The sequence below is a fragment of the Gracilibacillus thailandensis genome (genome assembly GCF_010994055.1).
GTDB lineage: Bacteria > Bacillota > Bacilli > Bacillales > Amphibacillaceae > Gracilibacillus > Gracilibacillus lacisalsi.
The window spans coordinates 35,536-54,151 of sequence record NZ_WJID01000032.1 but is presented as its reverse complement, the minus strand read 5'-3'; the positions used below and the strand labels follow the sequence as shown (position 1 = coordinate 54,151).

General features: G+C 37.3%; 13 protein-coding genes. 10 read left to right on the top strand and 3 right to left on the bottom strand.

The annotated features are described in order from the left end of the window. Nucleotides 1–396: 396 nt before the first annotated feature. On the bottom strand, nucleotides 397–3,423 hold the full coding sequence (locus tag GH715_RS11095; RefSeq protein WP_153835511.1) for an efflux RND transporter permease subunit: 3,027 nt from the start codon (nucleotides 3,421–3,423) through the stop codon (nucleotides 397–399). 222 nt (nucleotides 3,424–3,645) lie between these two features. Here GH715_RS11095 and GH715_RS11090 point away from each other — a divergent pair, with 222 nt between their 5' ends. The 5 genes from GH715_RS11090 (at nucleotide 3,646) to GH715_RS11070 (ending at nucleotide 11,150) form a co-directional block, all read left to right on the top strand. Beyond that, complete coding sequence (locus tag GH715_RS11090) at nucleotides 3,646–4,605, top strand: D-alanyl-D-alanine carboxypeptidase family protein (RefSeq protein WP_153835510.1); 960 nt, start codon at nucleotides 3,646–3,648, stop codon at nucleotides 4,603–4,605. Nucleotides 4,606–4,691: 86 nt separating this feature from the next. Beyond that, nucleotides 4,692–6,938, top strand: a complete 2,247-nt coding sequence (locus GH715_RS11085; RefSeq protein ID WP_153835509.1) for a YhgE/Pip domain-containing protein — start codon at nucleotides 4,692–4,694, stop codon at nucleotides 6,936–6,938. Nucleotides 6,939–7,467: 529 nt separating this feature from the next. Continuing rightward, nucleotides 7,468–8,349: an ATP-grasp domain-containing protein gene (locus tag GH715_RS11080; protein ID WP_153835508.1), complete on the top strand. Its 882-nt coding sequence runs from the start codon at nucleotides 7,468–7,470 to the stop codon at nucleotides 8,347–8,349. A gap of 99 nt (nucleotides 8,350–8,448) precedes the next feature. Then, on the top strand, nucleotides 8,449–9,960 hold the full coding sequence (locus GH715_RS11075; protein ID WP_153835507.1) for a spore germination protein: 1,512 nt from the start codon (nucleotides 8,449–8,451) through the stop codon (nucleotides 9,958–9,960). Between the two features lie 23 nt (nucleotides 9,961–9,983). Next, entirely contained in the window at nucleotides 9,984–11,150 is a 1,167-nt protein-coding gene (locus tag GH715_RS11070; RefSeq protein ID WP_153835506.1) for a Ger(x)C family spore germination protein, read from the top strand. A 144-nt stretch (nucleotides 11,151–11,294) separates the two neighbouring features. Here the strand turns inward: GH715_RS11070 and GH715_RS11065 are convergent, their stop codons facing one another. Further along, nucleotides 11,295–12,374, bottom strand: coding sequence for a GerAB/ArcD/ProY family transporter (locus GH715_RS11065; protein ID WP_153835505.1), 1,080 nt, complete (start codon nucleotides 12,372–12,374; stop codon nucleotides 11,295–11,297). Nucleotides 12,375–12,530: 156 nt separating this feature from the next. Here GH715_RS11065 and GH715_RS11060 point away from each other — a divergent pair, with 156 nt between their 5' ends. The 4 genes from GH715_RS11060 to GH715_RS11045 all read left to right on the top strand — a co-directional run bounded on the left by GH715_RS11060 (nucleotide 12,531) and on the right by GH715_RS11045 (nucleotide 16,806). Continuing rightward, nucleotides 12,531–13,358: an ATP-grasp domain-containing protein gene (locus GH715_RS11060; protein WP_153835504.1), complete on the top strand. Its 828-nt coding sequence runs from the start codon at nucleotides 12,531–12,533 to the stop codon at nucleotides 13,356–13,358. A gap of 261 nt (nucleotides 13,359–13,619) precedes the next feature. Continuing rightward, nucleotides 13,620–15,101, top strand: a complete 1,482-nt coding sequence (locus GH715_RS11055; RefSeq protein WP_153835503.1) for a DUF1538 domain-containing protein — start codon at nucleotides 13,620–13,622, stop codon at nucleotides 15,099–15,101. Continuing rightward, nucleotides 15,101–15,766, top strand: coding sequence for a P-II family nitrogen regulator (locus GH715_RS11050; RefSeq protein ID WP_153835502.1), 666 nt, complete (start codon nucleotides 15,101–15,103; stop codon nucleotides 15,764–15,766). The genes GH715_RS11055 and GH715_RS11050 overlap by 1 nt, the downstream gene beginning before the upstream one ends. 185 nt (nucleotides 15,767–15,951) lie before the next feature. After that, nucleotides 15,952–16,806 carry an aminoglycoside 6-adenylyltransferase gene (locus GH715_RS11045; protein WP_153835501.1) on the top strand — a complete coding sequence of 285 codons (855 nt, stop codon included), beginning with the start codon at nucleotides 15,952–15,954 and terminating at the stop codon, nucleotides 16,804–16,806. A gap of 168 nt (nucleotides 16,807–16,974) precedes the next feature. Here the strand turns inward: GH715_RS11045 and GH715_RS11040 are convergent, their stop codons facing one another. After that, nucleotides 16,975–17,526 carry a TetR/AcrR family transcriptional regulator gene (locus GH715_RS11040; RefSeq protein WP_338029422.1) on the bottom strand — a complete coding sequence of 184 codons (552 nt, stop codon included), beginning with the start codon at nucleotides 17,524–17,526 and terminating at the stop codon, nucleotides 16,975–16,977. Nucleotides 17,527–17,703: 177 nt separating this feature from the next. Between GH715_RS11040 and GH715_RS11035 the strand changes: the two genes are divergently transcribed. Continuing rightward, complete coding sequence (locus GH715_RS11035) at nucleotides 17,704–18,603, top strand: ABC transporter ATP-binding protein (protein ID WP_153835499.1); 900 nt, start codon at nucleotides 17,704–17,706, stop codon at nucleotides 18,601–18,603. Nucleotides 18,604–18,616: the final 13 nt, after the last annotated feature.

Below are 18,616 nucleotides of genomic sequence, written 5' to 3'. Positions count from 1 at the left end.
CCATTCAAGGTTTGTTTGTCTTTTTAAATGTGGAAAGAAGGTATCGAGTGTAGAAAATGTCTTCGAGAAGGACTCTCGAGGACAAAACAGCATCAAAATGAGAAAAAATGTCTTCGAGAAGAGCTCTCAAGGACAAAACAGCATCGAAATGAGAAAAAGTGTCTTCGAGAAGGACTCTCGAGGACAAAACAGCATCAAAATGAGAAAAAATGTCTTCGAGAAGAACTCTCGAAGACACAAGAAAACTTTAACTACTAGATATTCGAACGCGTGGCAGTTCCCCTTGGAATCTGCATAATTTTCACCTCACTTGCCAAAAAACAGAAGCTATAACAAAATGCGAATGCTAGGGGAAACGGCACTAGCAAGAAGATCTATGTCCCTTTTCAAATTAACCTAAGCAGAGATAGAAGCTTCTTCTTTAGCTTCTTTATTTAATTTCTTATTAGAGCTAAATAATCGATAAATCGCAGGAATCAATAATAGTGTAATAAACGTTGCGAACAGTAATCCCGAAATGATAACCGTCGCCATTGGTGCTTGATAGTTACTTGACGTTCCAGTTGTAATTGCTAATGGTAGCATGCCGGCAGCGGTTGTAAAACTAGTCATGAAAATAGGTCGGATTCGATTTCTACCTGCTTCCACAAGTGCATCTGTAACGATATATCCTTCTTTTCTTAGTTGTTTTGTTCGATCGATAAACAGGATCGCATTATTGAGAACAATACCAATGAGCATGATGATCCCCATAGCTGATAATGCACTTAATTCCCGTTGAGTGAAGAATAAACCTAAAATCACACCAACAATCGTCATCGGAATAATGGACATCACAATAATTGGATGGAATAAATGATCAAATTGCACAGCCATTACTAGATAAACAAGGAAAATGGCAATCCCGATAATGATGAGAATCTCCATCATTAATTCTTGCTGTTGTTCCAAGTCACCTGCAGTTTCGATTTGATAGCTGTCCGGTGTTTCAAAATCAGCAATTAACTGTTGGATGTCGCGATTAACAGAACCTAAATCTCTTCCTTCTAATTCAGCAGATACCGATACATACCGTGTTCCATCATCGTGTGTGATCTGATTTGGAATTTCTGTTGTATTCAAACGAATAAATTCAGACAATGCTTTATCGCCTTCGATTGTTGGTATTTCCATAGCCAATAAGGCATCTTTCTTATCTATTTCATCGTCCCATTCTACTTGAACTGGTATCTCTTTATCTTCCACAACGATTTCGTCAATCGGCATACCTAAAAATGCTTGCTCTATATAATTTTTAACATAGAGGGAACTAAGACCACTATCACTGATAGCATCGTCTTTCAATTCAATTACTTCGTCAAGGGAACCACGTTCGCCAGAGTGACTAACACCGACAACCCCTGGTATTTCTTCTAATTCACTGGAGAAGTCAGTTGCGATGGATTCAAGTTCCTCCAATTTATCCCCTTTTATCATCACTTGGATTGGTTGCCCACCACCTTCCGAGAATGCACTTTGCACACTTTTAATCGGCTGTGTGTCTTGCAATTCTCGTAACGATTTCAGGATTTCTTCGTTAACTTCGCTTTGCTCTTTAGTAATGGCATCTCCTTTGGTCAAATTAATAATACTGAACAGTAAGCCACCATCGTCCATCGCATAGTTCGCTTCTACATCTTGTATCGCTTCTAGTTCTCGATTAATCTCTTGGACAACCTCATTCTTTTCAGAGATGGATACACCTGGTTCTAATTCAATCATCATTTCTGCATAACGGTTATACACATCTGGCATAATTGTCATTGGTATTTTCGAGACTAAAAAGAGTGAACCAGCAAACATAAAGATAAACAAGCTAATGATGGCGAAGCTATTACGTTTTTTCTTGACAATCCATTGAGCGAATCTGGTGTAGCTATTGATAATCCAACCATCTTTTGTTTTTGCACGGCTTTTACGGATTTTTAAAAAACGATGAGCAAAAGTTGGAATAACGGTAAAGGAGATAAGGGCAGAGCTGACTAAGGTAATGGCTACTATCATCGATAAAATAATCATAAACCTTCCAATATCTCCACTAATTAATCCAATTGGTACAAATACGACAATCGTTGTTAGCATAGAGGCGATGACTGCAGTTGCTACTTCTTTTGTTCCTTCTAATATTGCTTCCAATTTCTCCAAGCCCTGTTCTTTCTTCCGATAGATTGATTCGAGAATAACGATAGAGGAGTCAACCATCATCCCAATCCCTAATCCTAAGCCAATTAACGTCAACATATTAAAACTATAATCAAACAGCCACATAGCAATAAAGGTAAGCAAAATAGAAGTCGGAATTGCAAAACCAATAATAAAAGTAGCTCTTATATTACGCAGGAAGAGAAATAGAATAAATATTGATAAAATCCCGCCAATAAGAATGTTTGCCGTTACGCCGTTAAGAGAATCTTCTACATAATCAGCTTGGGCTACAACCTCGTGTAGTTCAAATCCATTTATAAGTCCTTCCTCTCTTATCTCTTTTATTTCATCACGGACAGCGTGAGCCATTTCAATTTGAGTTACGTCTGCAACTCGACCAATTTGTATCATGATGAAATCCTTCGATCCATTCTTCCAAACGATAGAATTACTTTCTTGCGGTTGAAGGGAAACCTCTGCGATATCTTTTAATACAATCGTTTCATTTTGGCCTTGAATTGGTATATCCTCAATGCTGGAAGTTGAATCTAAAGCGGAGTGCCATCTTAAGGACGGAGTATCTTCTTCTCCTTCGAATTGCCCAATAGCCGCTTCTCGGTTTACCTCTTGGATAGTAGTAATAATTTGCTGAAGGTCAAGTCCTTGCTCCATTATTTCATCTCGATCAAATGATACAATGATTTCCTGCTTGTAGCCTCCCTCTAAAGCAACATCTCTAACTTCCCGAAGGTTTTCTAATCGAGGTTCCAATATATTCTCAGCAAAATCTGTCATCTCCACCATATCTTCGCCAGATAAATCTAGGTAAAATTCATAATCTCCCTCTGTACTAAATTGCCCTGCTTGATAATCTTGAATATTATCATTGCTAGAAGCTACAGTGTGGATGGTATTTTCTATCTCTTGAAAAACCTCATCCCCTCGGTCTGTTTCAATCATAATACTGACATTAGTTCTACCTATATAAGAGGTAGAAGCAACATTTTCTACTCCATCAATTCCTTTGATCTCATTCTCTAGGGGGTTGGTAATGGTTTGCTCAACATCAAGCGCAGACATATCTCCTGCCATGATATCCACAAATGCCCCATCCATATTGACTGATGGTAGCAGTTCCCTGTCTAACTTTAAAATTGACTGAATTCCTAAGACTAAAATAAGCACAACAAGCAAACTGACAAGGATTTTCCTTTCAATAATAAATCTTAACCACTTCAATGGTATCTCCTCCTGGATCATATTATTTACAGTGCTAAGTCCCCTGATAAAAGTTGTTTTTGAATGATTATCTAAGTTGTGGACAAACTATATCTACCTAGCGATTTCATTTTATACCTTAATTATCCAATTGTGTATTGCTCTTGAGACGTAACTTTTCTAAGTCTAGAGGCTTATGTAATTTATGCTATACTGAAAGAAAAAGTTTTGGTGGTATGAAAAATGAAACGATTATTACTCGTGGTGTTATTGTTGTTAAGTGGCTGTTATCAAGCGGGAGACCAAGCAGCATTACCATTTAACAAGTCTCCTCAGACAGAAAAAGTAAAAAAAGAGTTGCTATATCCCGATCGACCATTAGACAGGTTTTGGAATATTACCGATATCGATTTAGAGGCAAGTTCTGTTCTTTTAATAAATGCCGATACAGGACATGTTATTTATAAAAAAAATAGTGATATACCATTACCTACAGCAAGCATGTCAAAGATGATGACGGAATTACTTGTTTTAGAAGCAATTGAGAATGGAGAACTGAAATGGGAGCGTGATATAGAAATAAGTGATTATGCATACACTATCTCCCGCCAACCAGGATATGCTTCAGTAGATTTATCGAAAGAACGTGATTATACGGTGGCAGAATTGTTTCAGGCGATGGCAATTCACTCTGCAAATGGTGCAACCATCGCATTAGCGGAAGAATTAGCTGGAAGTGAAGAAGTTTTTGTACAGCAAATGAATCAGCGAGCCCAAGAGTTACAGCTGGAGGATACACAGTTTGTAAACAGCACTGGATTAGATAATTTGCATTTGGGTGATTATTATTCTGTCGGGAGTGTAGATGATACAAATATGATGTCGGCACAGGATTTAGCGAAACTTGCGGAGCATTTGATTACGACATATCCGGAATTGTTGGAGACTAGTAATCAGCCTACATACCTTTTAAATAACCAGGAATATGATAATACGAATTGGATGCTGAAAGGAGACTTAGCTTTTGATGGGGTAGACGGCTTGAAGACTGGATATACCGATCTTGCTGGCTATTGTTTCACCGGAACTGTTGAGAGGAACGGTGTAAGACTTATCTCAGTTGTAATGGGAACATCCTCAGAAGTCGAACGGTTTATCGAAACAGCGAGATTATACGAAAAAGCCTTTGAACAGATTGAATAATGTCTAAAAAATAATTAACATTTGTTTCGAAAGATGTAGTTGGGTATAATTGGTTTTGTTGATTTTAAGTAGAAGAAGGCGAAAATATGAAAAATAGTTTACATCTATATAAAACCGATATGAAGAATATTATTACTAATTGGGTTGCTGCAATTTTAATAGGCGGCCTCATGATCCTTCCCTCGTTATATGCTTGGATGAATATTGAAGCAGCATGGGATCCGTATGGTCAAACCGATCAAATTAAAGTCGGGGTAGTGAATAATGATACCGGTGCTTCCGTTCGTGAGGAGGACATCGATGTCGGCAATGAATTAGTAGAAACACTAAAAAGTAATGACTCTATGGATTGGCAGTTCGTCGATGAAGAAGGGGCCATGGACAAATTAGAATATGGAGACTACTTTGCTGTCATTGTGGTTCCAGAAGATTTTTCGGAGAAGTTGGCTACAGTGATCAGTGGCCAGCCAGAAAAAGCAGAGGTAGAGTATTACGTTAATGAAAAAATAAACGCAATTGCTCCGAAAATAACCGATAAAGGAGCTACCGTCATTGTTGAAGAGATAAGCTCAAGCTTTATTTCAACGGTTAATGGCGTTATCTTTGATATGTTTAACCAGATCGGTATTGAATTGGAAAATTCACTGCCAGACATTATCAAATTTGAAGACTATATTTATACAATTGAAGAAAAGCTGCCGGAAATTAAAAATACCTTAGATGAAACGTTGGCAGATGCAGAAAATGCAGAGGGTATGATTGATGATGCTAATAGTCTTATTCCTAGAGTGAAAGAGGCGACCGATCAAGGACTTTCAACCGTAAATGAGACTTTAGCATTTATAGATGAAGCAGAAGGGCGCTTAGATGAAATAGCTCCACGTGTAAACGAAGACTTAGAAACGATTCAGCAAGCAGTGCAGGATACTAATGAATTTTTAGAATCTGTCGATCTCTCTTCACAGGAGTTCCCAGATATCAATCAACAAATAAACAGTTGGAATGATCAAATAGATAGTACCATTACTTCGATTGAATCTATCGAGGAAATTTTACGTCAAGTGCAAGATCAAGAGCCAAATCAGGATCAAGAAACAGCGGATAATCCAGATCAAAATGGAGAAGACAATCAGGGAGCTGAAGGAAATACAAATGAAGAAGACAATCAGCAAAATAATCAAGAGCAGATAGAAGATGCACTAAATCAAGTGACTGCGATGAAAGCAACATTACAAGAATTACAAGAACAATTGAACCAAGCTGATGAGATGATTGCAGAACATAATGAAGCATTAGAAGAAATGATGGCGAACTTAAAAGAAACGGCACAATTTACAAATGACCGATTGGATGCCTTTATTACTGAGTATCAAGAAACGATTGAACCGAGAATCAAAGAAGAAATTCAGCATGCTAAAAGTACGTTAGAGTCAGCTAGAAATATCTTAACAGAAGTTCAAGATACGATACCAGAAGCGCAAGAAATATTAAATAGAACAGCAGCCAATTTAACAGATGGAGAAGAGATGCTGCAAAATGTATTAGCAGAATATCCTTACATTCATAGCAAAATTAATGAACTCGCAGATAAAATCCGAAGTGTCGAAGGGGAAACGGATTTAGAAGAAATTATTGATTTATTACAAAATGATCCTGATGCGGAACGAACCTTTTTTGAGGAACCAGTCATGTTAAATCAAAATAAGTTATTCTCCATTGATAATTATGGAACGGGAATGACGCCATTCTACACGGTTTTAGCGATATGGGTCGGTGGATTGCTGTTAATTTCACTATTGGCAACAGATCCTCACCATGTAGAGACCTATACAGGAAGACAGATTTATTTTGGCAGATTATTCACCTTTATCACAATCGGGTTCTTTCAAACCATTATCGTGACATTAGGTGACATGTATCTTCTTGGTGTAGAAATAAGGGAACCAATTTGGTTTATATTATTTGGCTTGTTATCAAGCATTGTATTTATTTTGATTGTATATACCTTAGTATCGGTTTTTGGTGACATTGGTAAAGCATTAGCCATCGTATTTCTTGTTTTACAAATTGCTGGTGCTGGTGGAACCTATCCAGTCGACTTATTGCCAGAGTTTTTCCAAGCAATTAACCCTTATCTTCCTTTTACCTATGCGATTAATTTGATGAGAGAGGCAGTTGGAGGAATTGTATGGAGTAAAGTCCAACACGATGTCATCGTTCTGTCGGCATTCGGGCTTGTAGCATTGATCGTTGGAGCTCTGTTCAAAGCACGCCTGAATAAGTATACACATCAATTAATGAAGAAATCGAGAGAAACCGGCTTGTTCCATTAATCATATAAACCTCACTGGGCGCGCTGAGGGAGTCTCACGTTATTAGCATATCCCCATGCTAAATCTGTTGCGCTTCACTAGGGTAATAAGCCAAGTTGCCAGATCTGACAAAGGTTGTAGCACATGCATAAAGCGAAGGCCGCCCACTTTCACTCCTGTGGGAATCGTTTGGCCTGAAGATCCACTTTTTCGAGCGGTTTTGGCTCGAAAAAGTTAGCTGAAGGACAAACCCCACGGAAAGGGAAGTGGGCAGCCGGAGCGGTGGTAAAGCTGTTCAAATATTTCATCATTACTACTAAAGTAATAAAGGACCGGCGGGGTTTGCCGGTTTTTCCTAGGAGACAAGAAAGTATAAAATTTGCGCAGATGTCTAGCTCCGAACGCCCAGAAACTAGGCGACTTCACGAATCGCCCTACGATAAGTCATCATCGGTTCGTAAACTCACCGTGATTCCTTTATCTCAGTTGATGCGTTCCAGTCGCTACGTTTCTAAACGGGCGCTCTGCGCTTTTCTTAGGAGGATTTGCAATGGGGAAAAGAGGCTGGATTATTTACAATGGTAATCTATACACAAAGAAATTTGCCGAACAAATCGAATGGTTACGAGAAACAGCGGAGACGTTTGACTTTGAAATAGATGTGCTCGCTAATAATCAATTACTCGTTGCTATCGAAGAAGGTGAAACAAGAATATTAACGAAAAAAACTGATCCAGACTTTGTATTCTTCTGGGATAAGGATTTATTTTTGGCAAGGCAATTGGAAGTACAGGGATTGCGTTTATTTAATTCTGCAAAAGCGATTGAAATATGTGATGATAAAGCATTAACCTATCAACAGTTAGCGAATCATGGTATTCGAATGCCAAAGACGATCATTGCCCCGAAGATTTTTGTTTCGTTAGAAGACGACAGTCATCTTGATCAAGTAATCGAAACATTGGGCTTTCCTATGGTTATTAAAGAAGCATTTGGATCCTTTGGTGAACAAGTATATTTAATGGAAAATGAGCAGCAATTACGTCAAAAAGTGAAAGAATTACAGCATAAGCCACACCTTTATCAAGAATACATTGCATCAAGCTATGGTCGAGATGTGCGCTTAAATGTTGTTGGAGACCAAGTAGTGGCAGCTATGTTAAGAAAATCAGAGCAAGATTTCCGTGCAAATGTGACTGCAGGTGGTAAAATGTTTCGTTACCAGCCATCAGAAAGAGAGCAGGAGTTGGCGGTTCGTTGTAGTCAATTAGTTGGTGCAGATTTTGCAGGTGTTGATCTCCTTTTTGGAGAAAATGATGAACCGATTTTGTGTGAAATCAATTCCAACGCCCATTTTAAAAACATTTATGATTGCACAGGTGTTGATATTACACAAGATATGATGGCTTTTATTAAAGAGAGCATTGACTGAGTGTTAAACCGGGCAAATTTTTGCTCGGTTTTTTGTATCTATTCTATCTTTCTACAAATAATACAACTATGTATGTCAACAAGAGATGAGGTAGAAAAAATGAGGAGACATTGGAAAGTCCGAAAGAATAATCAATCTCAACAACCTAAGCAAAAGAATCAAACAGTGAAAACGGTGCTCGAGGATAATCGTTCAACATTAAAGAGTATCTTTAAAAATAGTGTTGATATCCAATTCAGAGATTTGCAGTTAAAGGATAAGAAGAATACTGAGTCATTTATTTGTTATACAGAAGGTATCGTTAGAGAAGAGTTTATTCATGATAATGTCTTAGAGCCGTTATTAGGAATTGATTTATTGGAGGAGGAAATAAACGATCATTCATTAGTTTCCTATATGGATTCTAATATTATCAAAGCATCTTCTGTAGATAAGACTTCTAATCTTGATCATGTTATCGAAAAAATACTTCGAGGACAAACTGCAATATTTATCGATGGGTTTGACAGTGCATTACTAATCAGTACAGAATCTTATGAGTCGCGAGGGGTAGAAGAACCTAACACGGAATCAACGGTCCGAGGGTCAAGAGAAGGTTTTAACGAAGTCATTACTACTAACACTTCTTTAATCCGCCGGAAGATAAATAATCCTCATTTAATTTTTGAAGAGTTCATCATTGGGGGAAATACGAAAACTCCAGTTCGGATTGGCTACATAGATGGTATTGCTAAGCAAGAGACAGTAGATGAACTAAGAAAACGGCTTGAATCGATCGAGACGGATGTTGTATTAGAATCTGGTTATCTAGAGCAATATATTGAAGATCATCCTAAGTCTATCTTTCAGACGGTAGGTAACAGTGAAAAACCTGACAAAGTTGCTGCAAAGTTACTGGAAGGTCGAGTGGCGATATTGTGTGATGGGACCCCATTTGTATTAACCATACCTTACTTATTTATTGAATCAATGCAAGTGCCAGAAGACTATTATACCAAGTTTCAATTTACATCATTAATTCGTTTTATTCGAATGATCGCTTTATTTCTAACTGTTGCTACTCCAGCAGTATTTGTAGCGGCGGCTACATTTCATCATGAAATGGTGCCAGCTTTATTATTAACAACGATGGCTGCTGCTGAGGAAAGAGTACCTTTTCCGATTTTATTAGAAGCCTTAATCATGACTGTTATTTTTGAGCTGCTTCGTGAAGCTGGGGTCCGAATGCCTCGACCTATCGGTTCAGCTGTAAGTATTGTGGGAGCATTAGTAATTGGTGAAGCTGCAGTACAGGCTGGGTTAGTAGGAGCACCAATGGTTATTGTAGTAGCATTGACAGCTATTACCGGTTTTGTTGTGACTGCAATCAATAATGCTGTCATTTTAGTTCGCTTTTTCCTGATGTTGTTAGCAGGAACCTTCGGATTCTATGGTTTACTGCTCGGGACAATGTTCATCGTTGCCCATCTTTGTTCCTTAAGATCGTTTGGTGTTCCTTATCTTACACCGTTCGCACCCGCAGTGCTGAAGGAATGGAGAGATACATTTGTGAGAACGCCATTGAAGAGTTTACAAAGTAAGCCAAGATCCGTTCTTCGCAAGAAATATTAAATACATCCTAGGAGTGACAACTTATGAAGAAAATAGTACCTTTTTTTATGGTGATTTTGTTGAGTGGGTGTTGGGATGTAGAGGAATTAACAGAGGTTGGGATTGTGGCTGCGATGGCAATTGATATGGATCAACAATCAGGAGAATATCAGCTTACCTCAGAATTTTTAAGGCCATCAGCTGAGAGTACATTTGTCTCTTCTCAAGACGAACCTTTTTTAACGGTCTCGGTAACAGGAAGGTCGATGTCTGAATTATTAAGGAAAACAAATCATAAAATAGATCGAAAAGGCTTCTATGCACATAACAAAGTAGTGATTGTCAGTGAAGAAGTTGCCCGAGAAGGATTACTACCCATATTCGAAACATTTCAACGAGAACAGGTAGTGAGAAGTTATGTGTGGCTAGGCGTGACAAGGGGGACAAGTGCTTCTTCCGTTCTGGAGAAGCAAAAAAATAGTATCGCAAAGGTTCCTGCCGATTTTCTTAATGGTTTATTTGACAATGCAGAGTATGAAGCTGTTTCGTTTAATTTATTGAAGTTTTATAAGCAATCATTGAGGCAAGGGCAAAATCCCGTATTAGGTGTTATAACTTTTCAACAGAATGAACAGAGTGCAGAACCTGATGTGCATTTGTCTGGTGGAGCAGCTTTTAAAAAAGATAAACTTGTTGGGTTTATGAATAATGATGAAACAAGTGCGTATAATTGGATCACTACCATTCACAGAAATAGCCAACAAGGTGCACTAACTTTTCCTTATAAAGAGGATAAATTTATTACACTGAATTTAGTTAATATTAATTCAACTATTAAGCCCGAAGTAACGAATCAAAGGGATATCTCCTTTACAGTTGAAATAAAGCAACAATTGGAAGTTGCAGAACGTCAGGAATTACAAAAAACCGAAACAAGAAAAGAACTTGCGCAAGTAACAGTAGAACTTGAAAAAACGGCAGAAAAAGAAGTGAAAGATAAGGTAGAACAAGTTATTACGAAAGCACAGGAAGAATTTCAAGCAGATATTTTTGGGTTTGGGGCAGCGCTACGGAATAAGTATCCCAAAGTCTGGAACAACGTAAAAGATAATTGGAGTGAAGAATTTGCCAATGTTCCCTATGAAATAAAGGTGGAGATCGAAGTTTTAAATACCGGGTTACTAGATGGATCATTACATCCTAACGAATAATTTAGTGAAAGATCCTTTTAAATATGTGATATATAAGTACGAGTAATAAGATGACAGCATAAGCTAACCCTCCGAATATTAAAAAGCCTAAGAAAGGGTCAGCTTTCAGTAATTCCATAGTTATAGGCATGGATATCCTCCTTTTTACTTTCTATGTTTCTGCTTTACTTTAATAATGAGCAATATGAGTAAGGGGAGGAGTGCATATATCCAGATATTGTAGATACCTCCCTCCATCCCTTTCCATCGTTGAACATCTAAATTTTCAAAGCGTAGTATGGAAAGAAACGGAAGTGCTAAACCAAAAATAGTAATAACCCATTTAGCGTTGGATTTATTTATTAACCATGTAAAAGCTAAAGCAAAGCCATAAAAATGGATAGCAGTTTTGTAAAATCCGCCGATAAACATAATAAACACACCGATTATATCAAGGTTGGTAAAAATCATCGCAATATGAACCGAGAGCATTGTCTCGAGCAATGGTATTTCCGAACTTGCTGTCAGTTCAGCACCTAAGACAGCAATAAAGACAATATTAGCTATTAATAATAAAAATGTCGAAACCGTAACAGCAATATACGTTGTTTTACGAATACCTTTCTGCTTGTTGACATAATGCCAAATGACGAGAAAGACAACCATCTCACCAAAGGGGAACGCAACAACTTTTGGGATTTCTTTAAGGACTGGTTGGTATCCCTCGCCTAGAATGGGTAATAAATTTGTTATCTCAAACTCACCGGAAATCATATTCATAAAATAAGCAGCGAGTAAGATAAAGAAAAGATAGGGGAGAAATATTTCAATTGATCGACCAAGGACCTCAATTCCTTTATGTAAAATATAAACCATCACGACGATAAATAAATACAGAGTAACGAGAAGTGGTGTTCTAGGTAGTGCCGTCATTTGAATCAAGGCACCAAATTCATAGAAATTATGTGTTGATTGACCTAGGAAGTACATACTATACATGAATAATAACGGTTTAGCTAGTATCACACCAAGACAGTCGTTTAAAATTTCGGAAAAATTTTGTTTAGGGTAATGTTTCGGTATTTCAGTATATACCCATAATAAAATAAAGCTGAGAACAAAAGACACTAACACAACGATCCATGCATCCCTTTTAGCTCCTACACCTAGGGCAAACAATGTCGTACTTCCAATCTCAAATGTTACGATGAGTGCAAAAAGCTGAATATTTGATATTTGTCTCATGTCTCATTACTCCCAAGGAAAAGATTATGGATTTCTTTTTATGCATACCGGTATAGCTTTAACATTTTTGCCATAATAACTGAAAAATATAACGTATCTGTCAATAAAGGTACATGCTATACTGAGAATAAAGTGGAACAAAGGAGAAGTAATCGTATGAATGGTTGGCTGATTTACCGAAAAGAGGATGCCGAGAAGAATAAGACTTTTATTGATTGGCTACAAACAGAAGCAGAAGCGCTCGGAATAGAGTTAGAGCTTGTTATCTATCATGAGCTGACATATGGTATTCAGGATCGTCGCCTTTTTATAGATTGGAAAGGGCAAGATTACCCGGATTTTGTAATGATGAGAGCAATCGATCCACTCCTCTCTCAGCAATTCGAGTTACTAGGTATCCGGGTTTATAACGATTCAAGAGTGGCTACTATTGCTAATGATAAAGCACAAACACATCAACTATTTGCTAGCTATGGAATTCCAATGGTTGATACATACTTTATAAAAAAAGCTGAATTAATGGAGTACTCATTTTGTTTTCCCATTATAGTAAAAGCCGTTAATGGAAGAAGCGGAAATCAAGTACATATGCTTGATTCGTTAGCAGATTTACCGCCGTTAACGAGTGAGAGATACATTGTCCAATCGTTAGCAATACCTGGAAAAGATCTGCGCGTCTTTGCCATGGGTGGTAAAGTGATTGGAAGTGTACTTCGAGAATCAGATAGCGATTTTCGTGCAAATTATACACTTGGTGGAAAAGCAACACTGTATCCATTATCTTCGTCAGAGCAGGAATTGGTGGATAAAATCATTTCTATTTTACCAGCTGATTTTATAGGAATTGATTTTGTCTTTGATAAACAAGGGGGACTTTTGTTCAATGAAATAGAAGATATAGTCGGAAGCAGAACACTCACGAGTCTAACAGATATAAATATTGCGAAACTATATTTGGAACACATTTTGAAAAGTGCTCGATAAGTAAACGAAAGTGCCCGATATCAATTGAAAAGCGCCCGGAAAATGTCCAAAAGTGCCCGATATCTCTCTGAAAACGCCCGATATCCACCAAAAAGTGCCCGATACTAAAGCAGACGGAATCAAGAGGTGTCTGCTTTGTGGGAACTTATTTTCTTATGCTATACTATTTTTAACTACATTTATTCCCCATATTTCCGTTCTATTTTTATTACATATCATAGAGAACAATAACCATCTGAAGAAGAGAGGAATGTATCTGGTTTGAATATTTTATTATCAAAACTCCTGGAAGTTGTACTAGCAGTACTTCCCATAACAATTATTGTCGTCATTTTAAATTTTACCCTGACTTCACTTGATGTTACCTTAATTATCCGCTTTTTAATTGGAGCAGTCTTTATTATTATCGGTTTATCGATCTTCTTATTAGGTGTTGATCTTGGAATCACCCCGATTGGTAAACACCTTGGAAAAACGATTGCGAAATCAAATCGCTTATGGATTGTGATCATTGCCGGATTATGTCTAGGGTTTATTATTTCCATTGCGGAACCAGACCTACACATTTTAGCAGGACAGGTTGAGATGGTAACCGCAGGAGCAATCGGGAAATTTATCTTAGTTGTGGTAGTATCACTTGGTATTGCAGTTTTGCTTTCGCTTGGTCTCGTAAGAATTGTTCACAACATACCTTTATTTAAAATACTCACAGTGCTGTATGGGGTTGTCTTTATAATAGCAATCTTTACTTCACCACAACTTTTAGCGATTTCTTTTGATGCATCTGGTGCGACTACAGGTGCGATGACGGTACCTTTTATTCTCGCATTATCGATTGGTATCTCTGTATTGAAAAAGGATAGCAAAGCATCAGAGAAAGACAGTTTCGGGCTTGTAGCGATTGCGTCTGTCGGTGCGATTATTGCAGTTATGTTGATGAGTATCATTACCAACCAAGCGGAATTGACAGGAACAATGGAACAAGATCATCCTGTTTCAGATTCTGTATTTGCACCATTTCTTCACGAATTTGGTCATATTGCGCAAGAAGTAATCCTCGCGTTGTCACCAATCATCGTGATATTTTTAGTATTTCAAAAACTATCATTTAAACTGTCAAAAACTAATTTCCGTAAAATTATCACAGGTCTTGTCTTTACTTTTATTGGGTTGGTCCTTTTTCTAGTCGGAGTAAATGCAGGATTTATGGAATTAGGTACCGAATTAGGACATAGTATTGCCTCCTTGGACAATAAAGCGTATATTGTTATTATTGGTTTAATCTTAGGGATTGTTACGATATTGGCAGAGCCTGCTGTGTATGTATTAACAAATCAGATTGAAGATGTAACAAGTGGTTATGTTAAACGTAAAGTGGTCCTCTTTACATTAGCAATCGGAGTCGGAATTGCTGTTGCCTTATCAATGCTGCGAATTTTAGTTCCAGAATTACAATTGTGGCATTATCTTTTACCAGGTTACCTAATAGCAGTTGCGTTAATGTATGTGGCACCGAAATTATTTGTTGGTATCGCATTTGACTCTGGTGGTGTTGCATCAGGACCGATGACTGCAACTTTTATTCTGGCATTTACCCATGGAGCAGCGGATGCGATTGAAGGGGCAGATGTTATTGTTGACGGATTCGGGATGATAGCAATGGTAGCATTAACACCACTTATTACACTACAATTATTAGGGCTGATCTTTAAGATGAAGTCACGAAAAGGAGGCATGGAATAATGTTGCCTAATAAGAAAACACCTCAATTTGAAATCATACATGTCATTGTCAAATTCGGCATAGGAAGTAAAATTTTAAAAGAAGCTAAAAAGTGCGGTGTGAAAGGTGGAACCCTTTTTCTTGGAAAAGGAACGATCAGTAATAAATTGTTAAATTTATTGTCGATCACAGACATGCGTAAAGAGATTGTCATGATGATCTCCAATCGCAAAACAAGTAAAAAAACTTTAGAACATTTAAATAAAGTGTTTCGTTTCGATAAGCCTAACCACGGGATCATTTTTACTACATCTTTAACGAGTTTGATGGGAACAAGAAGCTGTCAAATAGACGAGGGTGAGGAAAGAGGTGAAGAAGAGATCATGTACCAGAATATTATGGTTGTAGTTGATAAAGGAAAAGCGGAAGAGGTTATTGAAGCTGCGCAAAAAGGTGGCTCTAAAGGTGGAACAATTATCAATGCACGTGGATCGGGCGTCCACGAGACGAGTAAGTTGTTCTCCATGGATATTGAACCTGAAAAAGAAGTCGTGATGATACTGTCAGATGAAAATTATACCGATGCCATTTGTGAAAAAATTAGTGAAGATCTGAAAATAAACGAACCCGGTAACGGCATCATCTTCGTACAAGATGTAAATAGAACATACGGAATTTATGAGTAAATCTTTTTTTTCGGGGACGCTCCTCAACTAACTTGCCAGAGAAGCTCGCTATTTACTTAGTAAAAAAGTAAGTATGTTATTTCTTGTTAGCGTTGTAGAGCATGATGATAGCAAAGACCGACCACTTTAACTCATGTAGGCAGCTAGAGTGGTGGTCAAGCAGTTGAAAAAAAGGAGAATTATAAATGCGTAATGAAAAGGAAATGATCGATTTAGTGATGGATTTTGCTAAAGCAGATGATAGAGTTCGTGTAGTAGGAATGAATGGTTCCCGTACCAATCCTAATATTAAAAAAGATCGATTCCAGGATTATGACATCGTTTACCTAGTAACAGACATGGCTTCTTTTCTGGAAAACAGGGAGTGGATTGATTATTTTGGGGAGCGCATGATTATGCAAACACCGGAAGAATCAGCATTATTTCCTGCTACTTTAGGTAACTGGTTTACCTTTTTGATGCAATTTACTGATGGAAACAGAATCGATTTAATGCTTATTCCTTTAGAAGAGTTAGATCTTTATCTGCAAAATGATAGCTTAACCGAAATATTATTAGATAAAGATAACCTAATAGCAAACCGCCCGGTCCCGGATGAGAGCAGTCATTTTCTAAAAAATCCGTCAGAGCAGCATTTTACTGATTCCTGTAATGAATTTTGGTGGGTATCTCCATATGTAGCCAAAGGGCTGTGCCGAGGAGAATTTTTTTATGCGACCTTTCATCTTGATAGAGTATTACGAGAGGAATTGTTACGAATAATAGCATGGAATGTTGGTGCGGAACATGATTTCAAAGTGAATCTTGGTGCTGTTAATAAGTTTCTACATCATTATCTAGATAATGATGTATTGAAAGCGTTACAAGAAACCTATCACATAAATTCGTTGGACAAATGTTGGGAAGCATTATTTTCAATGCAAGAAATATTTCGTCAACAGGCAAAGCAATTAGCAAATCGCCTTGGATTCGATTATCCTGATCAGTTTGAAAAAGTTATACCATATATTCATAATCTTCATCAGCAATACAGCAATTGAAATCACAATAGAAAAACAAAGGAATGTTAAAAATGATCTTCATTTTTGCGGACATTTATTACGTTATTTCGACTGAAATATGCCTATATGAGGAGTTCGTCAACACCTCTTGATGTGAGAACGGTGACTGGTACGATGATGTCATCGAAGCTCCTCCTTGCTAAACCGTTAATTTCTTTTCCCCATCATACCATAGAAGAACAGCTTAGTAATATCTTCAGCTAACGGTAAAATATAGTCGCTGACATTGTCTTGTTTCATATAATCTTTAAACATATGAATATAGATCATAATCGCTTCTGTTGAAATATCTTGATGAATATATCCTGTGCTTTTCCCTTCCTCTATCAGCTGGTTGAATAAAGGGAGTGCTTTTTCCTGATATGCCATATCAATATATGACCCTTCATTTGTAAAATCATTCATCAGATAGTGATAAAATTCCTCATTTATTTTTGCTGCATCATCCGTTTTGTTGAAAATAATCTGTTCAATTTTCTCCGGAAACTGAACATCACTGTCTATTATATCTAGGAATTTTTGATATTCCTTTTCGACGAAATAAATCATTGTTTCATGAATCAGTTTTTCTTTGCTTTCGAAATAATTATATATGGTAACCTGGGAGACATTCGCTTCACTTGCTATTTTGGCGATCGGAACATTTTTAATTCCGTCATTAGAAAATAGTTGAAGTGATGCTTCCAGGATTTTATTCATCTTTCGTTGAGTTCTTTTTTTGAATCCATCCATTGTTGTCACCTCTTATATAGTATTTTAAGTTAAATTATGAAATATAACAACAGATTTATTTCAAAAAATCCTTGATAATAGTCATATACTTCTATAATATGAAATATATAAGTTAATATATTTCAAAACTTAGGAGGTTTTGATATGAATATGATTGATGTAAAAGGAGTAACTAAGAAATTTGGTAAGTTCACTGCTCTTAATGGGATTGATTTAGAAGTTAGGAAAGGCGAAGTTTATGGTTTTATCGGCCCGAATGGTGCTGGAAAATCGACGACTATACGTGTCTTATTAGGGATTATTCAAGCAACGTCAGGAACGGCGAAAATATTTGGAAAGGATGCCTGGAAAGATGCGGTAGAGATTCATCGTAAAGTGGTTTATGTACCGGGAGATGTCCATCTTTGGGAAAATTTAACCGGAGGAGAAATTATTGATACCTTTTTAAAATTACGTGGTGGAATTAATAAGACAAAGCGTGATGCATTAATAGAGCGATTTCAGTTAGATCCGCGAAAAAAAGCTGGGACGTATTCGAAAGGGAACAGACAAAAAGTAGCATTAATTGCTGCTTTTGCATCTGAGGCAGATTTGTTTATCTTAGATGAACCGACTTCTGGACTGGATCCTTTAATGGAAAATATTTTTCAGCAATGTGTAGAAGAAGTGAAGTATGAAGGGAAAAGTGTCCTGTTATCCAGTCATATTTTATCCGAGGTGGAAAAACTTTGTGACCGTGTCGGTATTATCAGACAAGGAGAAATGATTGAAACTGGTTCGTTAGATGAATTACGTCATTTAACAAGAACGAACATTATTATCGAAACGGAAAAATCTGCGGCAAGCTTAAGCAATCAATCAGGCACTCATCAATTTACAGAGGAAGACGGCGTATATTCATTCCAAGTAGATCCTGAAAGCCTATCGAGCGTTATGCTGAAGGTTGGTGAGTTAGGTGTCAAACGAATTGAAAGTACACCACCAACATTAGAGGATTTATTTATGCGTCATTACGAAACAGACAGTGTAGCGGAAAAGGGGTGACGGAATGCTTTTT